This window comes from Leclercia sp. LSNIH8 (genome assembly GCF_002920195.1).
GTDB lineage: Bacteria > Pseudomonadota > Gammaproteobacteria > Enterobacterales > Enterobacteriaceae > Enterobacter.
Genome location: NZ_PQJY01000001.1, coordinates 346,597 through 365,615, shown reverse-complemented (window position 1 = coordinate 365,615; position 19,019 = coordinate 346,597). Strand labels below are relative to the sequence as shown.

The following is a 19,019-nucleotide window of genomic DNA, read 5'->3' as shown; positions in this document are numbered from 1 at the left end:
GGGAGTTATTATTTTTTTGACGTACTGCCGGAGCTCCCATGAAAACCAAACTTAACGAACTGCTTGAATTCCCTACTCCTTTTACTTACAAAGTAATGGGGCAGGCGTTGCCTGAGCTGGTTGATCAGGTGGTTGAGGTGGTACAGCGCCATGCGCCAGGTGACTACTCTCCGACGGTGAAACCAAGCAGCAAAGGTAACTACCACTCCGTGTCGATCACCATCACGGCGACGCATATTGAACAAGTCGAGACCCTGTACGAAGAGCTCGGCAATATCGATATCGTTCGTATGGTGCTGTAACGCCTTTCGGTTACCCGCATCGCCGGGTAACCTGCTTCCCCTCTGTGATATACTCCCCGCTACAGTTTGTTCCTTCGTTCGGAGAGATCGTTTTGTATCAGGACACCCTTCTCGTTCGCCAGCTTGGGCTGCAGCCCTATGAGCCTGTCTCCCAGGCTATGCATGAATTTACTGACAAACGTGACGAGAACACGCCGGATGAGATCTGGCTGGTAGAGCATCCCCCCGTCTTTACCCAGGGCCAGGCAGGCAAAGCTGAGCATCTGTTGATGACTGGCGATATTCCGGTTATCCAGAGCGATCGTGGCGGGCAGATCACCTATCACGGGCCGGGTCAGCAGGTGATGTATGTTCTGCTCAACCTGAAACGCAGGAAGCTCGGCGTGCGCGAGCTGGTAACGCTGCTGGAACAGACGGTAGTTAACACGCTGGCTGAATTTGACATTGAAGCCCACCCGCGGCCAGACGCCCCCGGCGTCTATGTCGGTGAAAAAAAAATATGTTCACTCGGTCTGCGCATTCGTAAAGGGTGCTCTTTTCACGGTCTGGCATTAAACATCAATATGGATCTTTCGCCTTTCCAGCGCATTAACCCTTGTGGTTATGCGGGAATGGAAATGGCGCAAATGCGCCAGTGGGTTGAGGACATTACGCCTGAGATTGCGCGTCCACATTTGGTAAACTCTTTTTTAGCACTGCTAAACAATCCACCACACAAATATATTACTGCTTAATTCTCTTCCCCTTCTGGCTCATTTATTGGATGAGCCATTCTTATTTCATACCATTTATCCTTTACAACAATCCCTGATTTCTATATTTTCAAAAAGCCTGCAACACGTCTGCATATTCGCGTTTCACCTGTTTTCCAGCGTCGGCATGGCCAGCAAACTGGCGCAATTACGCCCGAACAAAAATCATACAATTCAAGGAGTTAATTTAAAAAACTCCAATTATTTTAAGCAGTTTACCCATATCAATAAGCACATTATTTAAATTCAACTATTATTTATATCGTGAATAAATACGGAGGGATAGCGTGGATAATAATAAACTTCCAGAAAAGCGCTTGAGTGAAACCGGAAGTGATGCAAAACCGCAAATTTTTCGGACTTTACGTAATATCGATCTCAACTTATTGACGATTTTTGAGGCGGTATATGTTCATAAGGGGATCGTTAATGCTGCGAAAATTCTGGGTGATGCTGCCAACTTACTGATTTAGTGTATGATGGTGTTTTTGAGGTGCTCCATTGGCTTCTGTTTCTATCAGCTGTCCCTCCTGTTCAGCTACTGACGGGGTGGTGCGTAACGGCAAAAGCACTGCCGGACATCAGCGCTATCTCTGCTCTCACTGCCGTAAAACATGGCAGCTACAGTTCACTTACACCGCCTCTCAACCCGGTACGCACCAGAAAATCATTGATATGGCCATGAATGGCGTTGGATGCCGGGCAATCGCCCGCATTATGAGCGTTGGCCTCAACACGATTTTCCGCCATTTAAAAAACTCAGGCCGCAGTCGGTAACCTCGCGCATACAGCCGGGCAGTGACGTCATCGTCTGCGCGGAAATGGACGAACAGTGGGGCTACGTCGGGGCTAAATCGCGCCAGCGCTGGCTGTTTTACGCGTATGACAGGCTCCGGAAGACGGTTGTTGCGCACGTATTCGGTGAACGCACTATGGCGACGCTGGAGCGTCTTATGAGCCTGCTGTCACCCTTTGACATGGTGATATGGATGACGGATGGCTGGCCGCTGTATGAATCCCGCCTGAAGGGAAAGCTGCACGTAATCAGCAAGCGATATACGCAGCGAATTGAGCGGCATAACCTGAATCTGAGGCAGCACCTGGCACGGCTGGGACGGAAGTCGCTGTCGTTCTCAAAATCGGTGGAGCTGCATGACAAAGTCATCGGGCATTATCTGAACATAAAACACTATCAATAATTTTGAGTCATTACCAAATTCTGAACCTCACTCCCTCGGCAATTAGTCAATCCATTCAAAAATTACGGACAATTTTTCCCGATCCCCTGTTTATTCGTAAAGGCCAGGGCGTAACGCCTACCGCCTATGCCACCCACCTGCATGAGTACATTAGCCAGGGGCTGGAATCCATTCTCGGCGCGCTGGATTTAACCGGCAGCTACGATAAGCAGCGCATCATCACTATTGGTACGACCCCCTCCGTGGGTGCCCTGGTGATGCCGATGATCTACCATGCCGTGAAGACCCACGCGCCACAGTTGATGCTGCGTAATATCCCGGTCAATGACGCCGAGGCACAGCTCAGCCAGTTTCAGACCGACCTTATCGTGGACAGCAACGCCCTCAACGCCCGGGCCTTAAGCCGTGATGTGCTTTTTGCGGATAAGCTGCTTTTGGTCTGTCGTAAAAATCACCCGGCATTGCACGAACCTGCCACGGTTGAAAATCTCCAGCGCTACGAGCAAACGCTGCTGCTGATGGAGGGTCAAAATCTCAACGGGCTGCGCCAGCGCATTAATGACATTTTCCCGGAACGTCTGGTCAATTTTAGTAGTTACAATATTTTTACCATTGCTGCACTGATTGGCAGCAGCGACCTGCTGGGCATCATCCCGGAGCGCCTGTTTGACCAGGTTCGTCAATGCTGGCCGGTGGACCAGATCCCCTTTGCCCCGCTCAATGCTGAATCCGTTGAAATCTCGCTGTATTACAACAAGCTGAGCCTGCGGGATCCGGTCCTTGAAAATATGATTACTATCATCCGCCAGGCTTTTTGAGCCTCAATCTAATCTGTAAAACCGGGTTATGCCGCACAAAAGGCTTAAAACAACAACTATTTTACAATTTGGCGACCGGGCAGGCTGCTTTATCGTCCGTATCAATGATATACTGCCTGTCGTTCGTTCAAAAATAGTTGATAAATACAACATTCCCTTGAATTGAAACGCTTTCCTTCGATATTCGCAACTGGAAGACGCACGCTATGAGTAAACCCATTGTGATGGAACGCGGTGTTAAATACCGCGATGCCGATAAAATGGCCCTAATCCCGGTTAAAAACGTGGCTACGGAGCGCGAAGCGCTGTTAAGAAAACCGGCATGGATGAAAATCAAACTTCCGGCGGACTCTTCGCGTATTCAGGGAATCAAAGCGGCGATGCGCAAAAACGGCCTTCACTCCGTTTGTGAAGAAGCCTCCTGCCCGAACCTCGCTGAATGTTTCAACCATGGCACCGCGACCTTCATGATCCTCGGCGCTATCTGTACCCGCCGTTGCCCATTCTGCGACGTTGCCCACGGACGTCCTGTCGCCCCGGACGCCAATGAACCCCAGAAACTGGCGCAGACCATCGCCGATATGGCGTTGCGCTATGTGGTCATCACCTCCGTCGACCGTGACGATCTGCGCGACGGCGGCGCTCAGCACTTTGCTGATTGCATCACTGCCATCCGTGAGAAAAGCCCATCCATCAAGATTGAGACTCTGGTTCCGGACTTCCGTGGCCGTATGGATCGCGCGCTGGAAATTCTCAATGCCAACCCGCCAGATGTCTTTAACCACAACCTGGAAAACGTACCGCGCCTCTATCGTCAGGTGCGCCCGGGTGCAGATTACAACTGGTCACTGAAGCTGCTGGAGCGCTTTAAAGAAGCCCATCCGGATATCCCGACAAAATCGGGTCTGATGGTCGGTCTGGGTGAAACCAACGAAGAGATCATTGAAGTGATGCGCGATCTGCGTCGTCATGGCGTCACCATGCTGACGCTGGGCCAGTATCTGCAGCCAAGCCGTCACCACCTGCCGGTGCAGCGTTACGTGAGTCCGGAAGAGTTTGACGAGATGAAAGCCGAAGCGATGGCAATGGGCTTCACCCATGCAGCCTGCGGGCCGTTCGTCCGTTCCTCTTACCACGCCGATATGCAGGCGAAAGGCGAAGAAGTGAAGTAAACCCGTCACAAAAGTTTACAGTTCACCCATAAAAAAACCGGCTTACAGGCCGGTTTTTTTTATCAAACGCTTTAACGCGTTGCCGTTACTCTTTGTGAGAGAGCTTCTCGGCAGCGATATCTGCATCGGCACTTCTTTTCGCCGTTGCATCATCCTCGTTCATCGCCTTTTTAAAGCCTTTGATGGCAGCACCCAGGTCTCCGCCCAGCGTACGTAATTTTTTGGTACCAAACAGCAGGACAACCAGTGCGGCTACCACCAGCAGTTTGGTAATACTAATCTCACCCATAGATACCTTCTTGACGTAAACAGGCTGCATTTCGCGCCTTAAAAACCCGACCTTATTAACGGTCATTTAGCGCCCGCACACAATAGCAATCTGTAACAAGGTGAATCAAGCGTTGTTTAAAAAACTCACAATAATTGCGGTGGCGCGAAACGTCGGTTGCGCAGGACCGGCAACTGCTGGCGCGCATGGGTGATACGCTCACGGTTGATTTCAGCCAGCAACAGTGCCGGACCTTCAGCCGCGGCCGCAATGGTCACGCCCAGAGGGTCGATAATGCGGCTCTGACCGATGTTCTTATTGCCGCACTCGCCTGCTGCGATCACATAGCAGGTTGTGTCCAGCGCCCGGGCCGCCAGCAGCGTAGACCAGTGGTGCTCCTTGAGCGACCCTCTGACCCATGCCGCAGGTAAAACTAATACTTGTGCTCCCGCCAGCGCCAGATTCAATGCCATCTCCGGGAAGCGCAAATCGTAGCAGGTCATCAGCCCCAGATGAATGCCGTCGATCTCAATCAGGGGCGGCACAACCGAGCCCGCATCAACCAGACGGGATTCCTGAATACTGAACGCATCATAGAGATGGAGTTTGGCGTACTGGGCAACGATCCTGCCGTCGCGCAGGGCGACAAGGGTATTAATCGCTCTGCCTGCGGTTGAAGGAACATGCACGGTCAGTACTGTGGTCAGGTGATTACGCGCGCTCTCCTCCAGCAGCCGGGTCATAAAGCCACCGTCGAGCGGCTGAGCGGACTTTACGGAGAGGTCGGGATCGTTATCATCGCGCGCCAGCAGCGCTTCGGGCAGCACCAGCAGCGATGCCCCCTGCTCTGCCGCCTGCGCCATTAGCGACACGCAGGTTTCAGCATTTTTTTGCCAGTCCGCTGTTACTGCAAATTGTCCAACCGCAACGTACATATTTTCCCCCTGCATCAAACGGCGTTACACTCATAGCCCTTACACATCAAACAGCAGGTATTGTTCGTGTTTCAACTACTTTTAGCCGTTTTTATCGGTGGGGGCACAGGAAGCGTGGCGCGCTGGCTGTTAAGCATGCGGTTTAACCCCCTGTATCAGCAAATCCCGTTCGGCACGCTGGCAGCGAATCTCACGGGTGCCTTTATCATTGGCCTGGGGCTGGCGTGGTTCAACAGGATGACCCACATCGATCCGGTCTGGAAATTATTGATCACCACCGGCTTCTGCGGCGGGCTCACAACGTTCTCGACCTTTTCGGCGGAAGTGGTGTTCCTGTTGCAGGATGGCCGCGCCGCGTGGGCGCTGCTGAACATTGCGGTCAATCTGCTGGGCTCGCTAATGATGACCGCGCTCGCATTTTGGTTAGTTTCTGCGATTAACGCGCATTAAAAAGGCGGCCCTTAATGTTGGCTTAATTTTTCTCAGGCACCCTTGAGGCAGTTGACTGAGAGGGCGTGAGAATGAAAGAGAAAATGGCAAGCGCAGGGGCGGTAATGCTGAGCGTACTGATTATCGCCAGCTTTCTGAAACTGTACATGTTTAGCTGAGCTGAAACGAAAAAAACCCGCTCAATGAGCGGGTTTTGGAATTCTTGCTGTCTCGTCTGAATTACAGAGCGATTACGTTAGCAGCAGAAGGGCCTTTGGCACCGTTAGTGATTTCAAACTCAACGCGCTGACCTTCAGCCAGAGTTTTGAAACCATTGCTCTGGATTGCAGAGAAGTGTACGAACACGTCTTTGCTGCCATCTTCCGGAGTAATGAAACCGAATCCTTTGGACTCATTAAACCACTTAACGTTACCTTTAATCTTAGACATCAAAATTACCTTTACATGAAAATTGGACACAAATGCTGTGTCGGGTATCAGTACAACAATTGTTAGCGGTTTTGTCCAGTGGCTTTTTGAAGAAAAGTGACAAAAGTCGCGTTAATTTTTCCTCCCCAATTTTTATCCTTTACTATTCAATAACTGGCTATTAAATCGCCAGCGTGTAAAGTTTTTTCAGTTAAAACTGAAACCGCATCCAGGCGAAGTAAACGTTGCCGTTGTTATAGGTGCCGGGGATGTAGGTCATCTGGAAGGTTGCCGGGCCATATCCCACAGAAGCCAGCGGCAAGAGCACCGGAATGGGAATGTAATTCCAGTTATCGCGGGCCGTCACGCCAGTGGTATAGCCAAGCCCCAGATGGACCTTATCATTCGATAGCGGACGCCAGGTTTTTTCCCAGCCGTAACCCGCTACAGGCTCCCACTTATTGTAGGAATCCTTAAACGCCAACATGTAGAGGCCGTGCCAGTTACCTTTTTCATCCCAGCGTGACTGTCCGAACCCTGCTCCCCAGGGGCGCTCATTGTGGCGATCGGTCTTCTCTTTGTCATAAGCGAAGCGGGCATGCCAGGTTATGGCAGGCACATAGAGATCGTAATGCTGCGGCTTTTGCCAGGTTTGTTTTACATTATTCGTGAAGGTGCTCACCCAACTGTCGGAGGACGTTACGTCTTGTGCTGTCGCTACAGTAGAAAAAGAGACCTCAGCCAAAATAACAGAAAAAATTAAAATAAATTTATTAACAACTCTCACGATATTATTACCAATTATATATTCACTGCATGTTTGCGCACAGAATATGCTCATTGATATTCGCGAGGTATGCCCTTTTACTTTATTAATCATTAACGCCGCATAAAAAAATCCTGAAAATAGCTTGCACCTAATATTAATTAAACGGCAATTAAGCAAAACTAATACTGAGGCGGCAGGTTATATACCGCCGAGATAATTAAAATCGATAATGCAGCCTGGTAAGCTGCTACGGCACCGCAGCGCAACAGGGGAGCCGCGGGCGTTGCAGCAGCGCACACACGCAGAACAGCCTCTTCCTGCAGGGCCTTCATTGATATCGTTTTTCCGCTATTGCTTTCATGAGCGCTCTATTTCCCGGCATACCCAAAAGCCACGACAGACAATAATTCTGCAATTCCATTTAAATATTTTTTAAGACCCAACCAACGAGCGAACATATTATTACCCGCGTTAAACAAGGGTATTTTTACGACAGTCTGAACCCGCTGCTTTTCCTCCAGCGGCAAAGACGAATTATGCGCAACCGGCAGTGAAACCTTTTACACAAGCGATTTTAAAAAGCGCAGACGCAAGCCTCATAACGGTTTAACATTCGTACCACAATCGCGTTTGCGCACACGCGCAGGCACCATCGGCGAAGAGAATGAGCCCGGCCACAGCAAAATCGGAAACATTGCCCCTCTAGTAGCCGATTTATTGATTTTAGTCAGCGAGACCGGGCCATTATTTCGGCACATTTTGTCACCTTATTTTCATTGCTACTTATCCTTCGCTCTGGGGGCGTCGGGAAACAGAGGAAACCATGCTAACGTTTATCGAGCTCCTGATCGGGGTGGTTGTCATTGTCGGCGTCGCGCGCTACATCATTAAGGGTTACTCCGCTACCGGGGTGCTGTTTGTCGGCGGTCTGACTCTGCTGATTGTCAGTGCCCTGATGGGTCACAAGGTGCTGCCATCCAGCGCCACCAGCACCGGTTACACCGCAACTGATATCATTGAATACATTAAAATCCTGCTGATGAGCCGCGGTGGCGATCTGGGGATGATGATCATGATGCTCTGTGGGTTTGCCGCCTATATGACCCACATCGGCGCCAACGATATGGTCGTTAAGCTGGCCTCAAAGCCGCTGAGCTATATCAACTCCCCTTACCTGCTGATGATTGCCGCCTATTTTGTCGCCTGCCTGATGTCACTGGCCGTATCGTCAGCGACGGGCCTCGGCGTACTGTTGATGGCAACCTTGTTCCCGGTAATGGTCAACGTGGGAATTAGCCGCGGTGCGGCGGCGGCCATCTGTGCCTCTCCGGCAGCGATTATTCTCTCCCCCACCTCCGGTGACGTGGTGCTGGCCGCTAAAGCCGCCGAGATGCCGCTGATCGATTTCGCCTTTAAAACCACCCTGCCGATCTCTATTGCCGCCATTATCGGCATGGCAATTGCGCACTTCTTCTGGCAGCGCTACCTCGATAACAAAGAGAACATCTCGCACGAACGCCTCGACGTCAGCGAAATCACCACCACGGCCCCCTCCTTCTATGCCATTCTGCCGTTTACGCCCATCGTCGGCGTGCTGATTTTCGACGGCAAGTGGGGCCCGGAACTGCATATCATCACCATTCTGGTGCTCTGCATGCTGATTGCCGCGCTGCTGGAATTTGTTCGCGGCTTCAATACGCAGAAGGTCTTTAGCGGCCTGGAAGTAGCGTACCGCGGCATGGCGGATGCCTTCGCCGGGGTGGTGATGCTGCTGGTCGCGGCCGGGGTCTTTGCCCAAGGGCTGAGCACTATCGGCTTTATCCAGAGCCTGATCTCCATCGCCACCTCGTTTGGTTCAGCGAGTATCATCCTGATGATGGTGCTGGTCGTTCTGACCATGCTGGCAGCGATGACCACCGGCTCCGGTAATGCGCCGTTCTACGCCTTCGTGGAGATGATCCCGAAACTGGCGCACTCGTCCGGTATTAACCCGGCCTATCTCACCATCCCGATGCTCCAGGCCTCCAACCTGGGCCGCACCATCTCCCCGGTTTCCGGTGTAGTGGTCGCCGTTGCCGGGATGGCAAAAATTTCGCCGTTCGAAGTGGTAAAACGCACCTCGGTTCCGGTGCTGGTTGGACTGATTATCGTGATTATTGCCACGGAAGTACTGGTGCCTGGCACCGCCGTAGGCTAAGCCACGCCACAGCATAAAGCGCCTGCGGGCGCTTTTTGTGCTTTAATAAGCACCAGCAATATTTTGCATTCAACCATCAGGAATTGACATGTTCAGAAAGGATTTCGTTTTGCCTGTCAGCGTAACCGCAGTTGCGCTGTGCGCTTTCCCGGCGCAGGCCGCCCCGCTTCAGGCGACGCAATACGCGGATTTCGATCGCTACGTGCTGGCGCTCTCATGGCAATCTGGTTTTTGCCAGAGCCTGCATGACCGCAACCGCGCAGCGCCAGATGAGTGCCGCCTGCAAAAAGAGCGTGACGACAAAACGACGATCCTCACCGTTCATGGCCTGTGGCCGGGCTTGCCGAAATCTATCGCCGCCCGCGGCGTCGACGATCGCCGCTGGATGCGCTATGGCTGCGCCACCCGCCCCATTCCCAATATGCCGGAGGCAAAAGCCAGCCGTAAATGCGACGCCGCCGAGACCGGCCTGTCGCTGACCGGTGCCGCGAAGCTGAACGAAGTGATGCCCAGCGCAGGCGGCAACTCCTGCCTCGAACGTTACGAATATGCCAAACACGGCGTCTGCTTTGGGTTCGATCCCGACGCCTATTTCGGCACCATGGTGCGCATGAACCAGGAAGTCAAAGCCAGCCCGCTGGGGCAGTTCCTTGCGGCCAACTACGGCAAAACCGTCACCCGCAGCGCCTTTGACGCCGCCGTCGCCAGAAGCTGGGGGCCGACAACGGTGAAAGCTGTCAAGCTCAGCTGCAGCGGTAATCCGGCCTATCTCACGGAAGTACAGCTTTCCCTCACCGCGGCCAGCATCAACGCCCCGCTGGCAACCTCCTCATTTGTGCCACAGCCGCATCCGGGCAACTGTGGCAAACAGTTCGTGATCGACAAAATCGGTTACTGAGATCTTACCCTTTTCGTGCGTCCGGGCGGACCAGGTCAAAGCGTTGATCCTCGCTAATGGCGAAGTACGCCGTCGGGCCACCGGCGCGCAGCACCGGCTGCGCTTTCGCCGTCTGATAGATCCCGTCCTGCAGCAGGTTTTCGTCAATGTGGATCCCCACCACTTCCCCCAGCACGAGCCAGGTATCGATCGGAGCGCCGCTGGCGGCAGTCAGCTGGATACACTGGGACAGGCGGCACTCAAAATTGACCGGACTTTCGGCGACGCGCGGCACCTTCACCACCTGGCTCTCCGCTTTGGTCAGCCCGGCACGTAAAAATTCATCCTCCCCGTGCGCAAGGCTGGCAGAGGTCTCATTCATGGCGCTGGCCAGCTCACGGGTGGTGAGATTCCAGACAAACTCCCCGGTCTCGACAATATTGCGCACGCTGTCCTTCCAGCCGGTGCTGGCAAAACCGATGATGGGCGGATGGTAATTAAAACAGTTGAAGAAGCTGTAGGGCGCCAGATTGGGGCGTCCTTCAGGATCGCACGAGGCAATCCAGCCAATCGGACGTGGGCCAACAATGGCATTGAGTGGATCGTGCGGCAGGCCGTGTCCCTGGTAAGGTTGATAAAAGTACATAGCGCTCTCTGAACAGGTTCGAAATGTAAACCGGCAGGCACGGATTACGCTTCGCTCATCCCCCTGCCCCAAGAGGATCAGCGTAACGCAATCCGTATGAAATGAAGAATGAATATGTGTCGTTTATCGACGCTTATCAGCGGCGCTCACTTTGTAAGGGCGCATAAAAAGGATAATCCAAATCGACGAACGATCACGTTTTTCGTACAAAATTCATACTATCGAGGCAGATGACAGCCCGGAACTCAATCCACGCCATGAATGTGACAGCCATCACTTCAAACCCGGGCGCAGACTCAGTATTATCAGTTAACGTTAAACCCTCGCTACCGGATGGCGAGGGTTTTCTTTTGGCATCTTCTGCGGTTGTCGCAGCATTAACGACATGGAGTAAATAATGTCCAGACCCACCATTATCATTAACGAACTCGATGCTGAACGTATCGACCGCCTGCTGGAGCAACCGGCCTTTGCATCGCTGCCCGTCGCAGATGCCCTGAACGCTGAACTGGATCGTGCCCAGATGTGTGCCCCGCAGGACATGCCGTCCGACGTGGTCACCATGAACAGCCAGGTGAAATTCCGCGATCTGACCACCGGGGAAGTGCGTACCCGCACGCTGGTCTACCCGGCGCAGATGACCGACAGCAGCACGCAACTGTCGGTCCTGGCCCCGGTGGGGGCTGCGTTGATTGGCCTGCGTACCGGCGACACTATCCACTGGGAACTGCCAGGCGGTACCGCCACGCATCTGGAGGTGCTGGAACTGCTCTGGCAGCCTGAAGCGGCAGGCGAATACCTGCGCTAAGCCCATCTGAATAAGCGTTTACGCGCTTAACCCAGAGGATGCCCGGGCATCCTCTTTCCGGCCTTCCGCTATCAGATCACGCCGCCAGGCATAGGGTTGACCAGCCCCGTGACCCGCTCTTTTGCCACTTCCGCGCTTTGTGCACCAGGCACCAGAATAATTTTCCGGCAATCTTCCTGACGTTTATCAAAGATCTCATACCCGCGAGCCGCGTCTTCAAACGGCATATAATGGGTGACGATCTCTTCAGGCGTGAGCAGCCCCTGCTCAATCAGCGGCAACAGTTCACCCAGCCAGGCATGAACGTCAGTCTGCCCCATTTTAAAGGTGAGCCCTTTGTCAAAGGCATCGCCAAACAGGAAACCATGAATAAAGCCGGCATAGACGCCCGGCACGCTGACGATCCCACCGCGCCGTACCGCAGCAATACACTGCCGCAGGGCTTTACCGCTGCTGCCCTCGAGCTTGAGGTTGGTCAGCACCGTTTCCGTAGTGCTCCCTTTCGCCTCAAAACCTACCGCATCGATAACCGCATCCACCCCACGCTGGCCCCGGGTCTGCTCAATGATTTTTTCTGCGGCATCGTCGTCGCGATCAAAGTTAATCGGGATAGCGCCGTACCGGTCCTGGGCGAAGCGCAGTCGGTAGTCGTGATGATCGACGATAAAAATCTGTTCAGCCCCGAGATAACGTGCGCAGGCAACGGTCAGGAGGCCTACTGGCCCGGCGCCAAACACCGCGACGCTGCTGCCCTGAGTAATCTGGGCATTTTTGGCGGCCTGCCAGGCGGTGGGCAGGATGTCCGACATGAACAGGGCCTTATCATCTGACAGCAGCGGCGGCACCTTAAAGGGGCCGACGTTGCCTTTTGGCACGCGGACATATTCCGCCTGGCCGCCGGGCACGCCACCGTAAAGATGGCTATAGCCGAAAAGCGCAGCCGGAGGTGGGATCTGTTTTTTATTCAGGGAGGCGCCGCGCCCGCTGTTGGTATTTTCACAGGCGGCATAATGCTGCATGCGGCAGAAAAAGCAGTCGCCACAGGCAATGACAAAGGGGATCACCACCCGATCGCCCTTAGCGAGGTTTTTCACCTCTCGGCCGGTCTCCACCACTTCCCCCATAAACTCATGGCCGAAGATATCGCCATGTTCCACCTTAGGGATCTTCCCATGATAGAGGTGCAGATCAGAACCGCAGATCGCGGTGGCGGTGATGCGCAGGATAATATCGTCAGCTTGTTCGATGGCCGGATCGGGTACCGTTTCAACCTTAACGTTATGTGGGCCATGATACGTCAATGCTTTCATTCGACCTCCGGATTCAGAGAAAAAATGCGGGCTTACCTTAAAAGGGTAGCCATCAGCGGGGATATACCGGGAAATTGCACGGCTTTGGGATTATTCCTGGCCTGCAAGCGCGACGGCAGAACAACAACAAGCGGGACGATATTAAAAATGCCTGCCAGCTATCAGAATTTGCTTATATTTTGTGTTTGAATGGATTAAGCGTAAATAAACAGGGAGAAACGGTTATGTACCAGACGATTATTATGCCGGTAGATGTTTTTGAGATGGAATTGAGCGACAAGGCGATTCGCCATGCTGAATTCCTGGCGCAACAGGATGGTATTATTCACTTACTGCATGTTTTACCGGGATCTGCCACCTTCGGATTGCATCGCTTCGCCGCGGACATGCGCCGCTTTGAAGAGCATATCGAAAAAGAAGCACAAGCCCGGTTAAAAACCATGATCGGCCATTTCAGCATCGACTCATCACGACTCAGAACCCATGTCTGTTTTGGTAATGTGCGTGACGTAGTGAATGAGATGGCCAGCGAGCTGAAGGCCGATATCGTGGTGATCGGGTCGCGTAACCCGTCAATCTCCACCCATCTGCTGGGGTCGAACGCCTCCAGCGTGATTCGCCACGCCTTTGTGCCGGTGCTGGTTGTGAGATAAAAAAAAGAGGCTACCTCAGGGTAGCCTCTTTACAGTGCAGGTGTTGTCTTACGTTCTTATGCTGTTTTGGTACGAATCAGATGATCAAAGGCGCTCAGTGACGCTTTCGCCCCTTCGCCAGTGGCGATGATGATCTGCTTGTACGGTACGGTGGTGCAGTCGCCCGCCGCAAATACGCCCTTCACGCTGGTTTCACACTTGGCGTCGATGATGATCTCGCCCATACGGTTACGCTCAATGGCGCCTTCCAGCCAGGTAGTGTTCGGCAGCAGACCAATCTGAACGAAGATCCCGGCCAACGCTACGCTGTGCACATCGCCGCTCACGCGGTCGCGGTACTCAAGACCGGTCACTTTGCTGCCGTCACCTTTCACTTCGGTGGTCTGGGCGTTCAGGATGATGTCGACGTTGTTCAGGCTGCGCACTTTATCCTGCAGAACCTGATCGGCTTTCATCTCCGGCGCGAACTCCAGCAGCGTAACGTGCTCCACGATACCGGCGAGGTCGATTGCCGCTTCCACACCAGAGTTACCGCCACCAATTACCGCCACGCGTTTGCCTTTAAACAGCGGACCGTCGCAGTGTGGGCAGTAGGTCACCCCTTTGGTACGATACTGCTCTTCGCCAGGCACGTTCATGTTGCGCCATTTGGCACCGGTGGCAATGATGACGCTGCGCGCTTTCAGCACCGCACCAGACGCTGTCTCAATCTCATGGAAGCCGCCTTCCTGCGCCGCAGGCACCAGTTTGCTGGCGCTCTGGCTATCGATCACATCCACTTCATATTCGCTGACGTGCGCTTTCAGAGCGCCAGCCAGTTTCTGACCTTCGGTTTTAGGTACGGAGATGTAGTTTTCAATATCTACTGTATCCAGTACCTGGCCGCCAAAGCGTTCGCCCATCAGACCGGTGCGAATACCTTTACGGGCAGAATAAACCGCAGCCGCCGCACCCGCAGGGCCGGAACCGACGATCAGCACATCATAGGCATCACGCTTGTTCAGCTCTTCTGCCGCACGTTTTTCAGCGCCGGTATCCACTTTAGCGACGATTTCAGCCAGCGTCATACGACCCTGACCAAACTCTTTACCGTTCACAAATACCGCCGGGACGCCCATCACGTTACGATCGGTGATTTCGTTCTGGAACACCCCACCGTCGATGGCGGTGTGTTTGATGCGCGGGTTCAGCACCGCCATCAGGTTCAGCGCCTGCACTACGTCCGGGCAGTTATGGCAGGAGAGCGAGTAATAGGTTTCGAACTCAAAATCACCGTCCAGATCGCGGATCTGCTCAAGCAATGCCTGCGCTTCTTTCGACGGATGACCGCCGGTCCACAGCAGGGCCAGCACCAGTGAGGTAAATTCGTGTCCCAGCGGAGAACCGGCAAAGCGCGGCCCCTGGGTTGAGCCTGGGTTAGTGATCAGGAAAGAGGGTTTACGCACCGCAAGCGCGTTATCTTCCTTAAAAGTGACCTTTTCGGACAGGTCGGCGATCTCTGCCAGCAGTTCCTTGATTTCTGCCGATTTAGCGCTGTCATCCAGCGTGGCAATCAGCTCAACAGGTTTGGTCAGCTTCTCAAGGTAGGCTTTGAGCTGGGTTTTCATATTTGTGTCGAGCATTCTTTATCTCCTGCTTAAAAAACATCATCATGCAAGCGGCCTAATCCTGGCTGCCTGAGTGCAACTTGCATCATGGTGCTGGAATGAAATGGGCGCGGATGCGCCCATTGAATACCGGGTGGCACTTCGTTTACCCGGCCTACGTTTTGTAGGCCTGTGCAAGCGCAGCGCCGCCGGGCGTTGCAGACTTAGATTTTACCAACCAGGTCTAAAGAAGGTGCGAGGGTCGCGTCGCCTTCTTTCCATTTCGCTGGGCAAACTTCACCTGGGTGAGAAGCAACGTACTGAGCCGCTTTCACTTTACGCAGCAGGTCAGATGCGTCACGGCCGATGCCTTCAGCTGTAACTTCTACCGCCTGGATGATGCCCTGCGGGTCAACGATGAAGGTACCACGGTCTGCCAGACCCTGATCTTCACGCATGTTGTCAAAGTTACGGGTCAGGGCGCCAGTTGGGTCGCCGATCATCGCATATTTGATTTTCGCGATGGTTTCAGAGCTGCTGTGCCATGCTTTGTGAGTGAAGTGGGTATCAGTAGAGACAGAGTAGATATCTACGCCCAGCTTCTGGAACTCGCTGTAGTGGTCAGCAACGTCACCCAGTTCAGTCGGGCAGACGAAGGTGAAGTCAGCTGGATAGAAGAAGAAGACGCTCCAGCGACCTTCGGTATCTTTCTCGGTAACTTCGATGAATTCACCGTTTTTGAACGCCTGGTTTTTGAAAGGTTTGATTTTGGTATTAATTAAAGACATCTGTACTTCCTCCGTGTTTTCGTTGAGGTGTAAGGTACCTAACTTTGCCGATCCGAGCCAATGCGTTTGCATTATCAAATCAATCAGCGATACCTAACAACCCTGCACAAGAAACTGCGTGAACTAAAAAAGTAAAAAGGCCGCCTTGACGGCGGCCCTGATACCCGACTAACCCGAGGGCTCTTCGGTGCCAGCCACGCTGGCGATGTGTTGCGCTCTACATGACCTTTAGCAAGGCCGTAACAGCGAAGAGGATTACACCACCCACCCCAGCAAAGGGCAATTAGCATAGACGTTGTAATACCTATGGCTGTGATAGGTTTTATCTAATCATCTCTTTGTTATTGATTTTATAAGCATTTAAAATGCGCCTATCACGCTCTCGCCATTTTTCGCCCATGCTGGAGAGTAACCCGCACCGTTAACGCTTTTCGCCGCCAAAGGCTCTGCCATAACCTGGCGCGATTATGCACATACCGGCGGTAAAACGTTCCTGAACACTCCCCCAGCCCCGACATCTTTACGTTTAAAAAAGCTGAAAGGTCACGAAGCCATTAAGGATGCTCTGGATGCCGCAGTTCCTTCAGCTATCTATTACATGAATAATGGAATAAATGACAGGGAGCCGCAGGATTACTGAATGCTAAGCAACGCAAATTAACGCGTGCCAGCACCTGACAAAGAGTCAAGGGGGAATATCAATATTCCCCACCATTTTATTTGACTAAAATTATTCACTTCTGGGCTAGCTTGTTTATTCAATTAATCTGCAACCATGATATATTAAGTACAAATTCAAGCGTCGTTAAGTCAGCTATTCTAATGGATAATGAATATCTGGCTAACCTTTATAGTTATATTATATATGCCACTTATGGCAAAACAGCTTATCAGGATGAGTTATGGCTAATCTTTATGACCTCAAAAAATTTGACTTAAATCTTCTGGTGATTTTTGAGTGTATATATCAACATCTTAGTATCAGTAAGGCTGCGGAGACGCTTTTTATTACCCCTTCCGCCGTCAGCCAGTCCTTACAGCGGTTGAGAAACCAGCTCAACGATCCGCTCTTCATCCGGGCGGGAAAAGGCATCACCCCTACCACCGTTGGCATTAACCTGCATAAACATCTGGAAGAGAACCTGAACCAGATTGAGCAAACCATCAACATCATGCACTCCTCCGCGCTCAAAAAGAGCCTGGCGGTATACGCACCGCAGGTGCTGACGCCGGACCGGCTGTTCGGATCCATGAAGTTGCTGATTCGTGAACACAATTATGAGATTGAGTACCACGATCTGTTATTGTGTAAAGAGAGCGCTGACGATCTGCTGGCCTATCGCAAAGCCGATCTGGTCTTCTCCTTTTCCCCTGTAAACAATCGTTCGGTTATCTGTAGTCACTTCGTCACTGTTCCCGTTGTGTTAGTCTGTCGGCAGACACACCCCCGCATCGGCGAGTCGGCAACCTTAGAGCAGCTGAACGAAGAGAAGTTTACCTACTTTATGACCAATGAATCTGGGATAAACCAGTTCCGTGCAGAATCGCATCAACATTTCCCGGATAGAAAATATGGTTTCCGTAGCGACTCTTTCTTCTCGCTTATTAACATGATCAGCTCTTCCAATTTGCTGGGTTACATCCCTGAAATTGCCTATAACCAATACCGCGACACCCTTAAGCTCAGAAAAGTCAACGCTCCTTTTGCGCTGCCCGATCTGAACATTTATATGATGTATAACCGCACTTCGGTAACAAGTAAGGTTTTTTCGAGTTTTATTGAGCAACTCAGCTCAGATGGCTTTAAGTATGATTAATGCTGGTAATGATCACCTGCGTCATTATAAATATGCCAGATTAATAATTCTGGCATATTGAATCCAGTTATTTAGTTCGCAGACTTATAATGCGCAAAGACGTTTTGCGGCGGCCAGCAGAGTGCTTTCCTGTTTAGCAAAACAGAGCCGAATTAATTTATGCGGGAATGGGTCGGCGCAGAATACCGAAAGAGGGATAGCTGCTACCCCCGCCTCTTTCGTCAACCATTTGCAGAAAGTGACGTCATCCAGATCGGAAATCGCACTGTAGTCCGCCAGCAGGAAATAGGTGCCTTCGCAGGGCAAAATTTCCAGCCGGCTGTCTCGCAGCGCGTCGATAAACAGATCCCGACGAGCACGATAAAAATCCGGCAGCTCACGGTAATGTTCTGGCTGGTGACGCAGCATATCGGCAATCGCCAGCTGTGCCGGGGTGTTGACCGCAAAAGTCAGGAACTGATGCACCTTACGCAGTTCGGCGCTAATAGTCGCTGGTGCCACGCAGTACCCCACCTTCCAACCGGTCATATGGAACGTTTTGCCAAACGAGGAGACGGCAATGGCCCGCTCGCGCACCTGCGGATGCGCCAGTACGCTGGCATGCCCCGCCTCTGCAAAGCAGATATGCTCGTACACTTCATCGCTCAACACATAGATTTCGCGTTCCGCAATGGCCTGCCAGAGCGCGGCAAAATCCGCCTGCTGCCATACCGTGGCAGAAGGATTGTGCGGCGTATTCAAAATCACCAGCCGGGTTTTGTCACTTAGCAGCGCCGCGAAGGCCTGCCAGTCCGGGCGAAAATGCGGCGGCTGGAGCGCCACACGTTTCACCACGCCACCCGATAACGCAATCGCAGGGGCATAGCTGTCGTAGCTTGGGTCAAAGCAGATCACCTCGTCGCCGGTACGCACCAGGGCGGTGATCGCGGCGTACAGGGCTTCGGTCGCCCCGGCGGTGACGGTGATATCGCTGTTGGCATCCGGTTGATAGCCATACAGTTCCGCGGTTTTATCGGCAATCGCTTCGCGCAGCGGTTGCGCTCCCGTCATCGGCGCATACTGGTTTGCGCCGTTCGCCACGTGATAAGCCAGACGTTGCTGAAGGTAGTCCGGGCCATCGAAATCAGGAAAACCCTGCGACAGATTAATGGCGTTGCATTGCTGCGCCAGAGCACTCATTTGCGTGAAGATCGTGGTGCCGAGAGCTGGAAGTTTACTCTCCGGAATCAAGGGGTTATTACGCATATCGACGGACCTGTATGTA

Annotated in this window: 19 protein-coding genes and 2 pseudogenes; 12 read left to right on the top strand and 9 right to left on the bottom strand. The window is 52.7% G+C overall.

All coding sequences use genetic code 11. From position 1 onward, the window contains the following. Nucleotides 1-38 precede the first annotated feature (38 nt). The 6 genes and pseudogenes from ybeD (at nt 39) to lipA (ending at nt 4,243) form a co-directional block, all read left to right on the top strand. Nucleotides 39-302 (top strand): DUF493 family protein YbeD, encoded by a 264-nt coding sequence (gene ybeD / locus C3406_RS01780; RefSeq protein ID WP_003022706.1) that lies wholly within the window; start codon nt 39-41, stop codon nt 300-302. Nucleotides 303-394: 92 nt separating this feature from the next. Then, nucleotides 395-1,036, top strand: coding sequence for a lipoyl(octanoyl) transferase LipB (gene lipB, locus C3406_RS01775; protein ID WP_103823603.1), 642 nt, complete (start codon nt 395-397; stop codon nt 1,034-1,036). A gap of 305 nt (nt 1,037-1,341) precedes the next feature. After that, nucleotides 1,342-1,500: pseudogene (locus tag C3406_RS01765) on the top strand (YbeF family transcriptional regulator); the annotation flags it as partial. A 55-nt stretch (nt 1,501-1,555) separates the two neighbouring features. Then, nucleotides 1,556-2,253 (top strand): IS1 family transposase gene (locus C3406_RS01755; protein WP_233210529.1). Its coding sequence is split into 2 segments (ribosomal slippage): nt 1,556-1,805 and nt 1,805-2,253, totalling 699 coding nucleotides; the frame shifts between segments, so codons are not numbered across the junction. Next, nucleotides 2,253-3,071 (top strand): annotated as a pseudogene (locus tag C3406_RS01750) (YbeF family transcriptional regulator); the annotation flags it as partial. The gene C3406_RS01755 and the pseudogene C3406_RS01750, both read left to right, overlap by 1 nt. A gap of 206 nt (nt 3,072-3,277) precedes the next feature. Then, nucleotides 3,278-4,243, top strand: a complete 966-nt coding sequence (lipA, locus tag C3406_RS01745; protein WP_103824200.1) for a lipoyl synthase — start codon at nt 3,278-3,280, stop codon at nt 4,241-4,243. An 85-nt stretch (nt 4,244-4,328) separates the two neighbouring features. Here lipA and tatE read toward each other — a convergent pair whose 3' ends face one another. Further along, nucleotides 4,329-4,532: a twin-arginine translocase subunit TatE gene (gene tatE / locus C3406_RS01740; RefSeq protein ID WP_103824199.1), complete on the bottom strand. Its 204-nt coding sequence runs from the start codon at nt 4,530-4,532 to the stop codon at nt 4,329-4,331. Nucleotides 4,533-4,657: 125 nt separating this feature from the next. Beyond that, nucleotides 4,658-5,446 carry a deaminated glutathione amidase gene (locus C3406_RS01735; protein ID WP_103824198.1) on the bottom strand — a complete coding sequence of 263 codons (789 nt, stop codon included), beginning with the start codon at nt 5,444-5,446 and terminating at the stop codon, nt 4,658-4,660. 66 nt (nt 5,447-5,512) lie between these two features. Between C3406_RS01735 and crcB the strand changes: the two genes are divergently transcribed. Further along, entirely contained in the window at nt 5,513-5,896 is a 384-nt protein-coding gene (crcB, locus tag C3406_RS01730; RefSeq protein WP_103824197.1) for a fluoride efflux transporter CrcB, read from the top strand. Nucleotides 5,897-6,115: 219 nt separating this feature from the next. Here the strand turns inward: crcB and cspE are convergent, their stop codons facing one another. Beyond that, the gene (gene cspE, locus C3406_RS01725; RefSeq protein ID WP_002439184.1) at nt 6,116-6,325 is read right to left on the bottom strand and encodes a transcription antiterminator/RNA stability regulator CspE; all 210 of its coding nucleotides are present in this window, start codon (nt 6,323-6,325) and stop codon (nt 6,116-6,118) included. A 190-nt stretch (nt 6,326-6,515) separates the two neighbouring features. Continuing rightward, the gene (pagP, locus tag C3406_RS01720; protein ID WP_476629925.1) at nt 6,516-7,091 is read right to left on the bottom strand and encodes a lipid IV(A) palmitoyltransferase PagP; all 576 of its coding nucleotides are present in this window, start codon (nt 7,089-7,091) and stop codon (nt 6,516-6,518) included. 805 nt (nt 7,092-7,896) lie between these two features. On the opposite strand from pagP, the gene dcuC reads away from it, so the two are divergent. Further along, nucleotides 7,897-9,270: an anaerobic C4-dicarboxylate transporter DcuC gene (gene dcuC / locus C3406_RS01715; protein ID WP_103824196.1), complete on the top strand. Its 1,374-nt coding sequence runs from the start codon at nt 7,897-7,899 to the stop codon at nt 9,268-9,270. A gap of 88 nt (nt 9,271-9,358) precedes the next feature. Further along, nucleotides 9,359-10,168, top strand: a complete 810-nt coding sequence (rna, locus tag C3406_RS01710; protein ID WP_103824195.1) for a ribonuclease I — start codon at nt 9,359-9,361, stop codon at nt 10,166-10,168. A gap of 4 nt (nt 10,169-10,172) precedes the next feature. On the opposite strand, the gene C3406_RS01705 is transcribed toward rna, so the two are convergent. Continuing rightward, entirely contained in the window at nt 10,173-10,793 is a 621-nt protein-coding gene (locus C3406_RS01705) for a flavin reductase family protein (protein ID WP_103824194.1), read from the bottom strand. 397 nt (nt 10,794-11,190) lie between these two features. Between C3406_RS01705 and rnk the strand changes: the two genes are divergently transcribed. Next, nucleotides 11,191-11,601, top strand: a complete 411-nt coding sequence (rnk, locus tag C3406_RS01700) for a nucleoside diphosphate kinase regulator (RefSeq protein ID WP_103178653.1) — start codon at nt 11,191-11,193, stop codon at nt 11,599-11,601. A 71-nt stretch (nt 11,602-11,672) separates the two neighbouring features. Here rnk and C3406_RS01695 read toward each other — a convergent pair whose 3' ends face one another. Continuing rightward, nucleotides 11,673-12,911, bottom strand: coding sequence for a zinc-dependent alcohol dehydrogenase (locus tag C3406_RS01695; protein WP_103824193.1), 1,239 nt, complete (start codon nt 12,909-12,911; stop codon nt 11,673-11,675). Between the two features lie 224 nt (nt 12,912-13,135). On the opposite strand from C3406_RS01695, the gene uspG reads away from it, so the two are divergent. After that, nucleotides 13,136-13,564, top strand: coding sequence for a universal stress protein UspG (gene uspG, locus C3406_RS01690; protein ID WP_103824192.1), 429 nt, complete (start codon nt 13,136-13,138; stop codon nt 13,562-13,564). A gap of 56 nt (nt 13,565-13,620) precedes the next feature. Here the strand turns inward: uspG and ahpF are convergent, their stop codons facing one another. Beyond that, nucleotides 13,621-15,186 carry an alkyl hydroperoxide reductase subunit F gene (ahpF, locus tag C3406_RS01685; RefSeq protein ID WP_103824191.1) on the bottom strand — a complete coding sequence of 522 codons (1,566 nt, stop codon included), beginning with the start codon at nt 15,184-15,186 and terminating at the stop codon, nt 13,621-13,623. Between the two features lie 188 nt (nt 15,187-15,374). Continuing rightward, nucleotides 15,375-15,938: an alkyl hydroperoxide reductase subunit C gene (ahpC, locus tag C3406_RS01680; RefSeq protein WP_103178649.1), complete on the bottom strand. Its 564-nt coding sequence runs from the start codon at nt 15,936-15,938 to the stop codon at nt 15,375-15,377. A gap of 902 nt (nt 15,939-16,840) precedes the next feature. Here ahpC and citR point away from each other — a divergent pair. Then, nucleotides 16,841-17,755, top strand: coding sequence for a DNA-binding transcriptional repressor CitR (gene citR / locus C3406_RS01675; protein ID WP_103824190.1), 915 nt, complete (start codon nt 16,841-16,843; stop codon nt 17,753-17,755). 84 nt (nt 17,756-17,839) lie between these two features. Here citR and C3406_RS01670 read toward each other — a convergent pair whose 3' ends face one another. Then, complete coding sequence (locus C3406_RS01670; RefSeq protein ID WP_103824189.1) at nt 17,840-19,000, bottom strand: pyridoxal phosphate-dependent aminotransferase; 1,161 nt, start codon at nt 18,998-19,000, stop codon at nt 17,840-17,842. Nucleotides 19,001-19,019 lie beyond the last annotated feature (19 nt).

Bases quoted from the DNA above. Each gene is read 5' to 3' on its own strand.
- ahpF (WP_103824191.1), bottom strand. From the start codon at position 15,186: ATGCTCGACACAAATATGAAAACCCAGCTCAAAGCCTACCTTGAGAAG.
- rna (WP_103824195.1), top strand. From the start codon at position 9,359: ATGTTCAGAAAGGATTTCGTTTTGCCTGTCAGCGTAACCGCAGTTGCG.
- ahpC (WP_103178649.1), bottom strand. From the start codon at position 15,938: ATGTCTTTAATTAATACCAAAATCAAACCTTTCAAAAACCAGGCGTTC.
- dcuC (WP_103824196.1), top strand. From the start codon at position 7,897: ATGCTAACGTTTATCGAGCTCCTGATCGGGGTGGTTGTCATTGTCGGC.
- lipA (WP_103824200.1), top strand. From the start codon at position 3,278: ATGAGTAAACCCATTGTGATGGAACGCGGTGTTAAATACCGCGATGCC.
- ybeD (WP_003022706.1), top strand. From the start codon at position 39: ATGAAAACCAAACTTAACGAACTGCTTGAATTCCCTACTCCTTTTACT.
- tatE (WP_103824199.1), bottom strand. From the start codon at position 4,532: ATGGGTGAGATTAGTATTACCAAACTGCTGGTGGTAGCCGCACTGGTT.
- citR (WP_103824190.1), top strand. From the start codon at position 16,841: ATGGCTAATCTTTATGACCTCAAAAAATTTGACTTAAATCTTCTGGTG.
- uspG (WP_103824192.1), top strand. From the start codon at position 13,136: ATGTACCAGACGATTATTATGCCGGTAGATGTTTTTGAGATGGAATTG.
- cspE (WP_002439184.1), bottom strand. From the start codon at position 6,325: ATGTCTAAGATTAAAGGTAACGTTAAGTGGTTTAATGAGTCCAAAGGA.
- C3406_RS01705 (WP_103824194.1), bottom strand. From the start codon at position 10,793: ATGTACTTTTATCAACCTTACCAGGGACACGGCCTGCCGCACGATCCA.
- C3406_RS01735 (WP_103824198.1), bottom strand. From the start codon at position 5,446: ATGTACGTTGCGGTTGGACAATTTGCAGTAACAGCGGACTGGCAAAAA.
- C3406_RS01695 (WP_103824193.1), bottom strand. From the start codon at position 12,911: ATGAAAGCATTGACGTATCATGGCCCACATAACGTTAAGGTTGAAACG.
- rnk (WP_103178653.1), top strand. From the start codon at position 11,191: ATGTCCAGACCCACCATTATCATTAACGAACTCGATGCTGAACGTATC.
- C3406_RS01670 (WP_103824189.1), bottom strand. From the start codon at position 19,000: ATGCGTAATAACCCCTTGATTCCGGAGAGTAAACTTCCAGCTCTCGGC.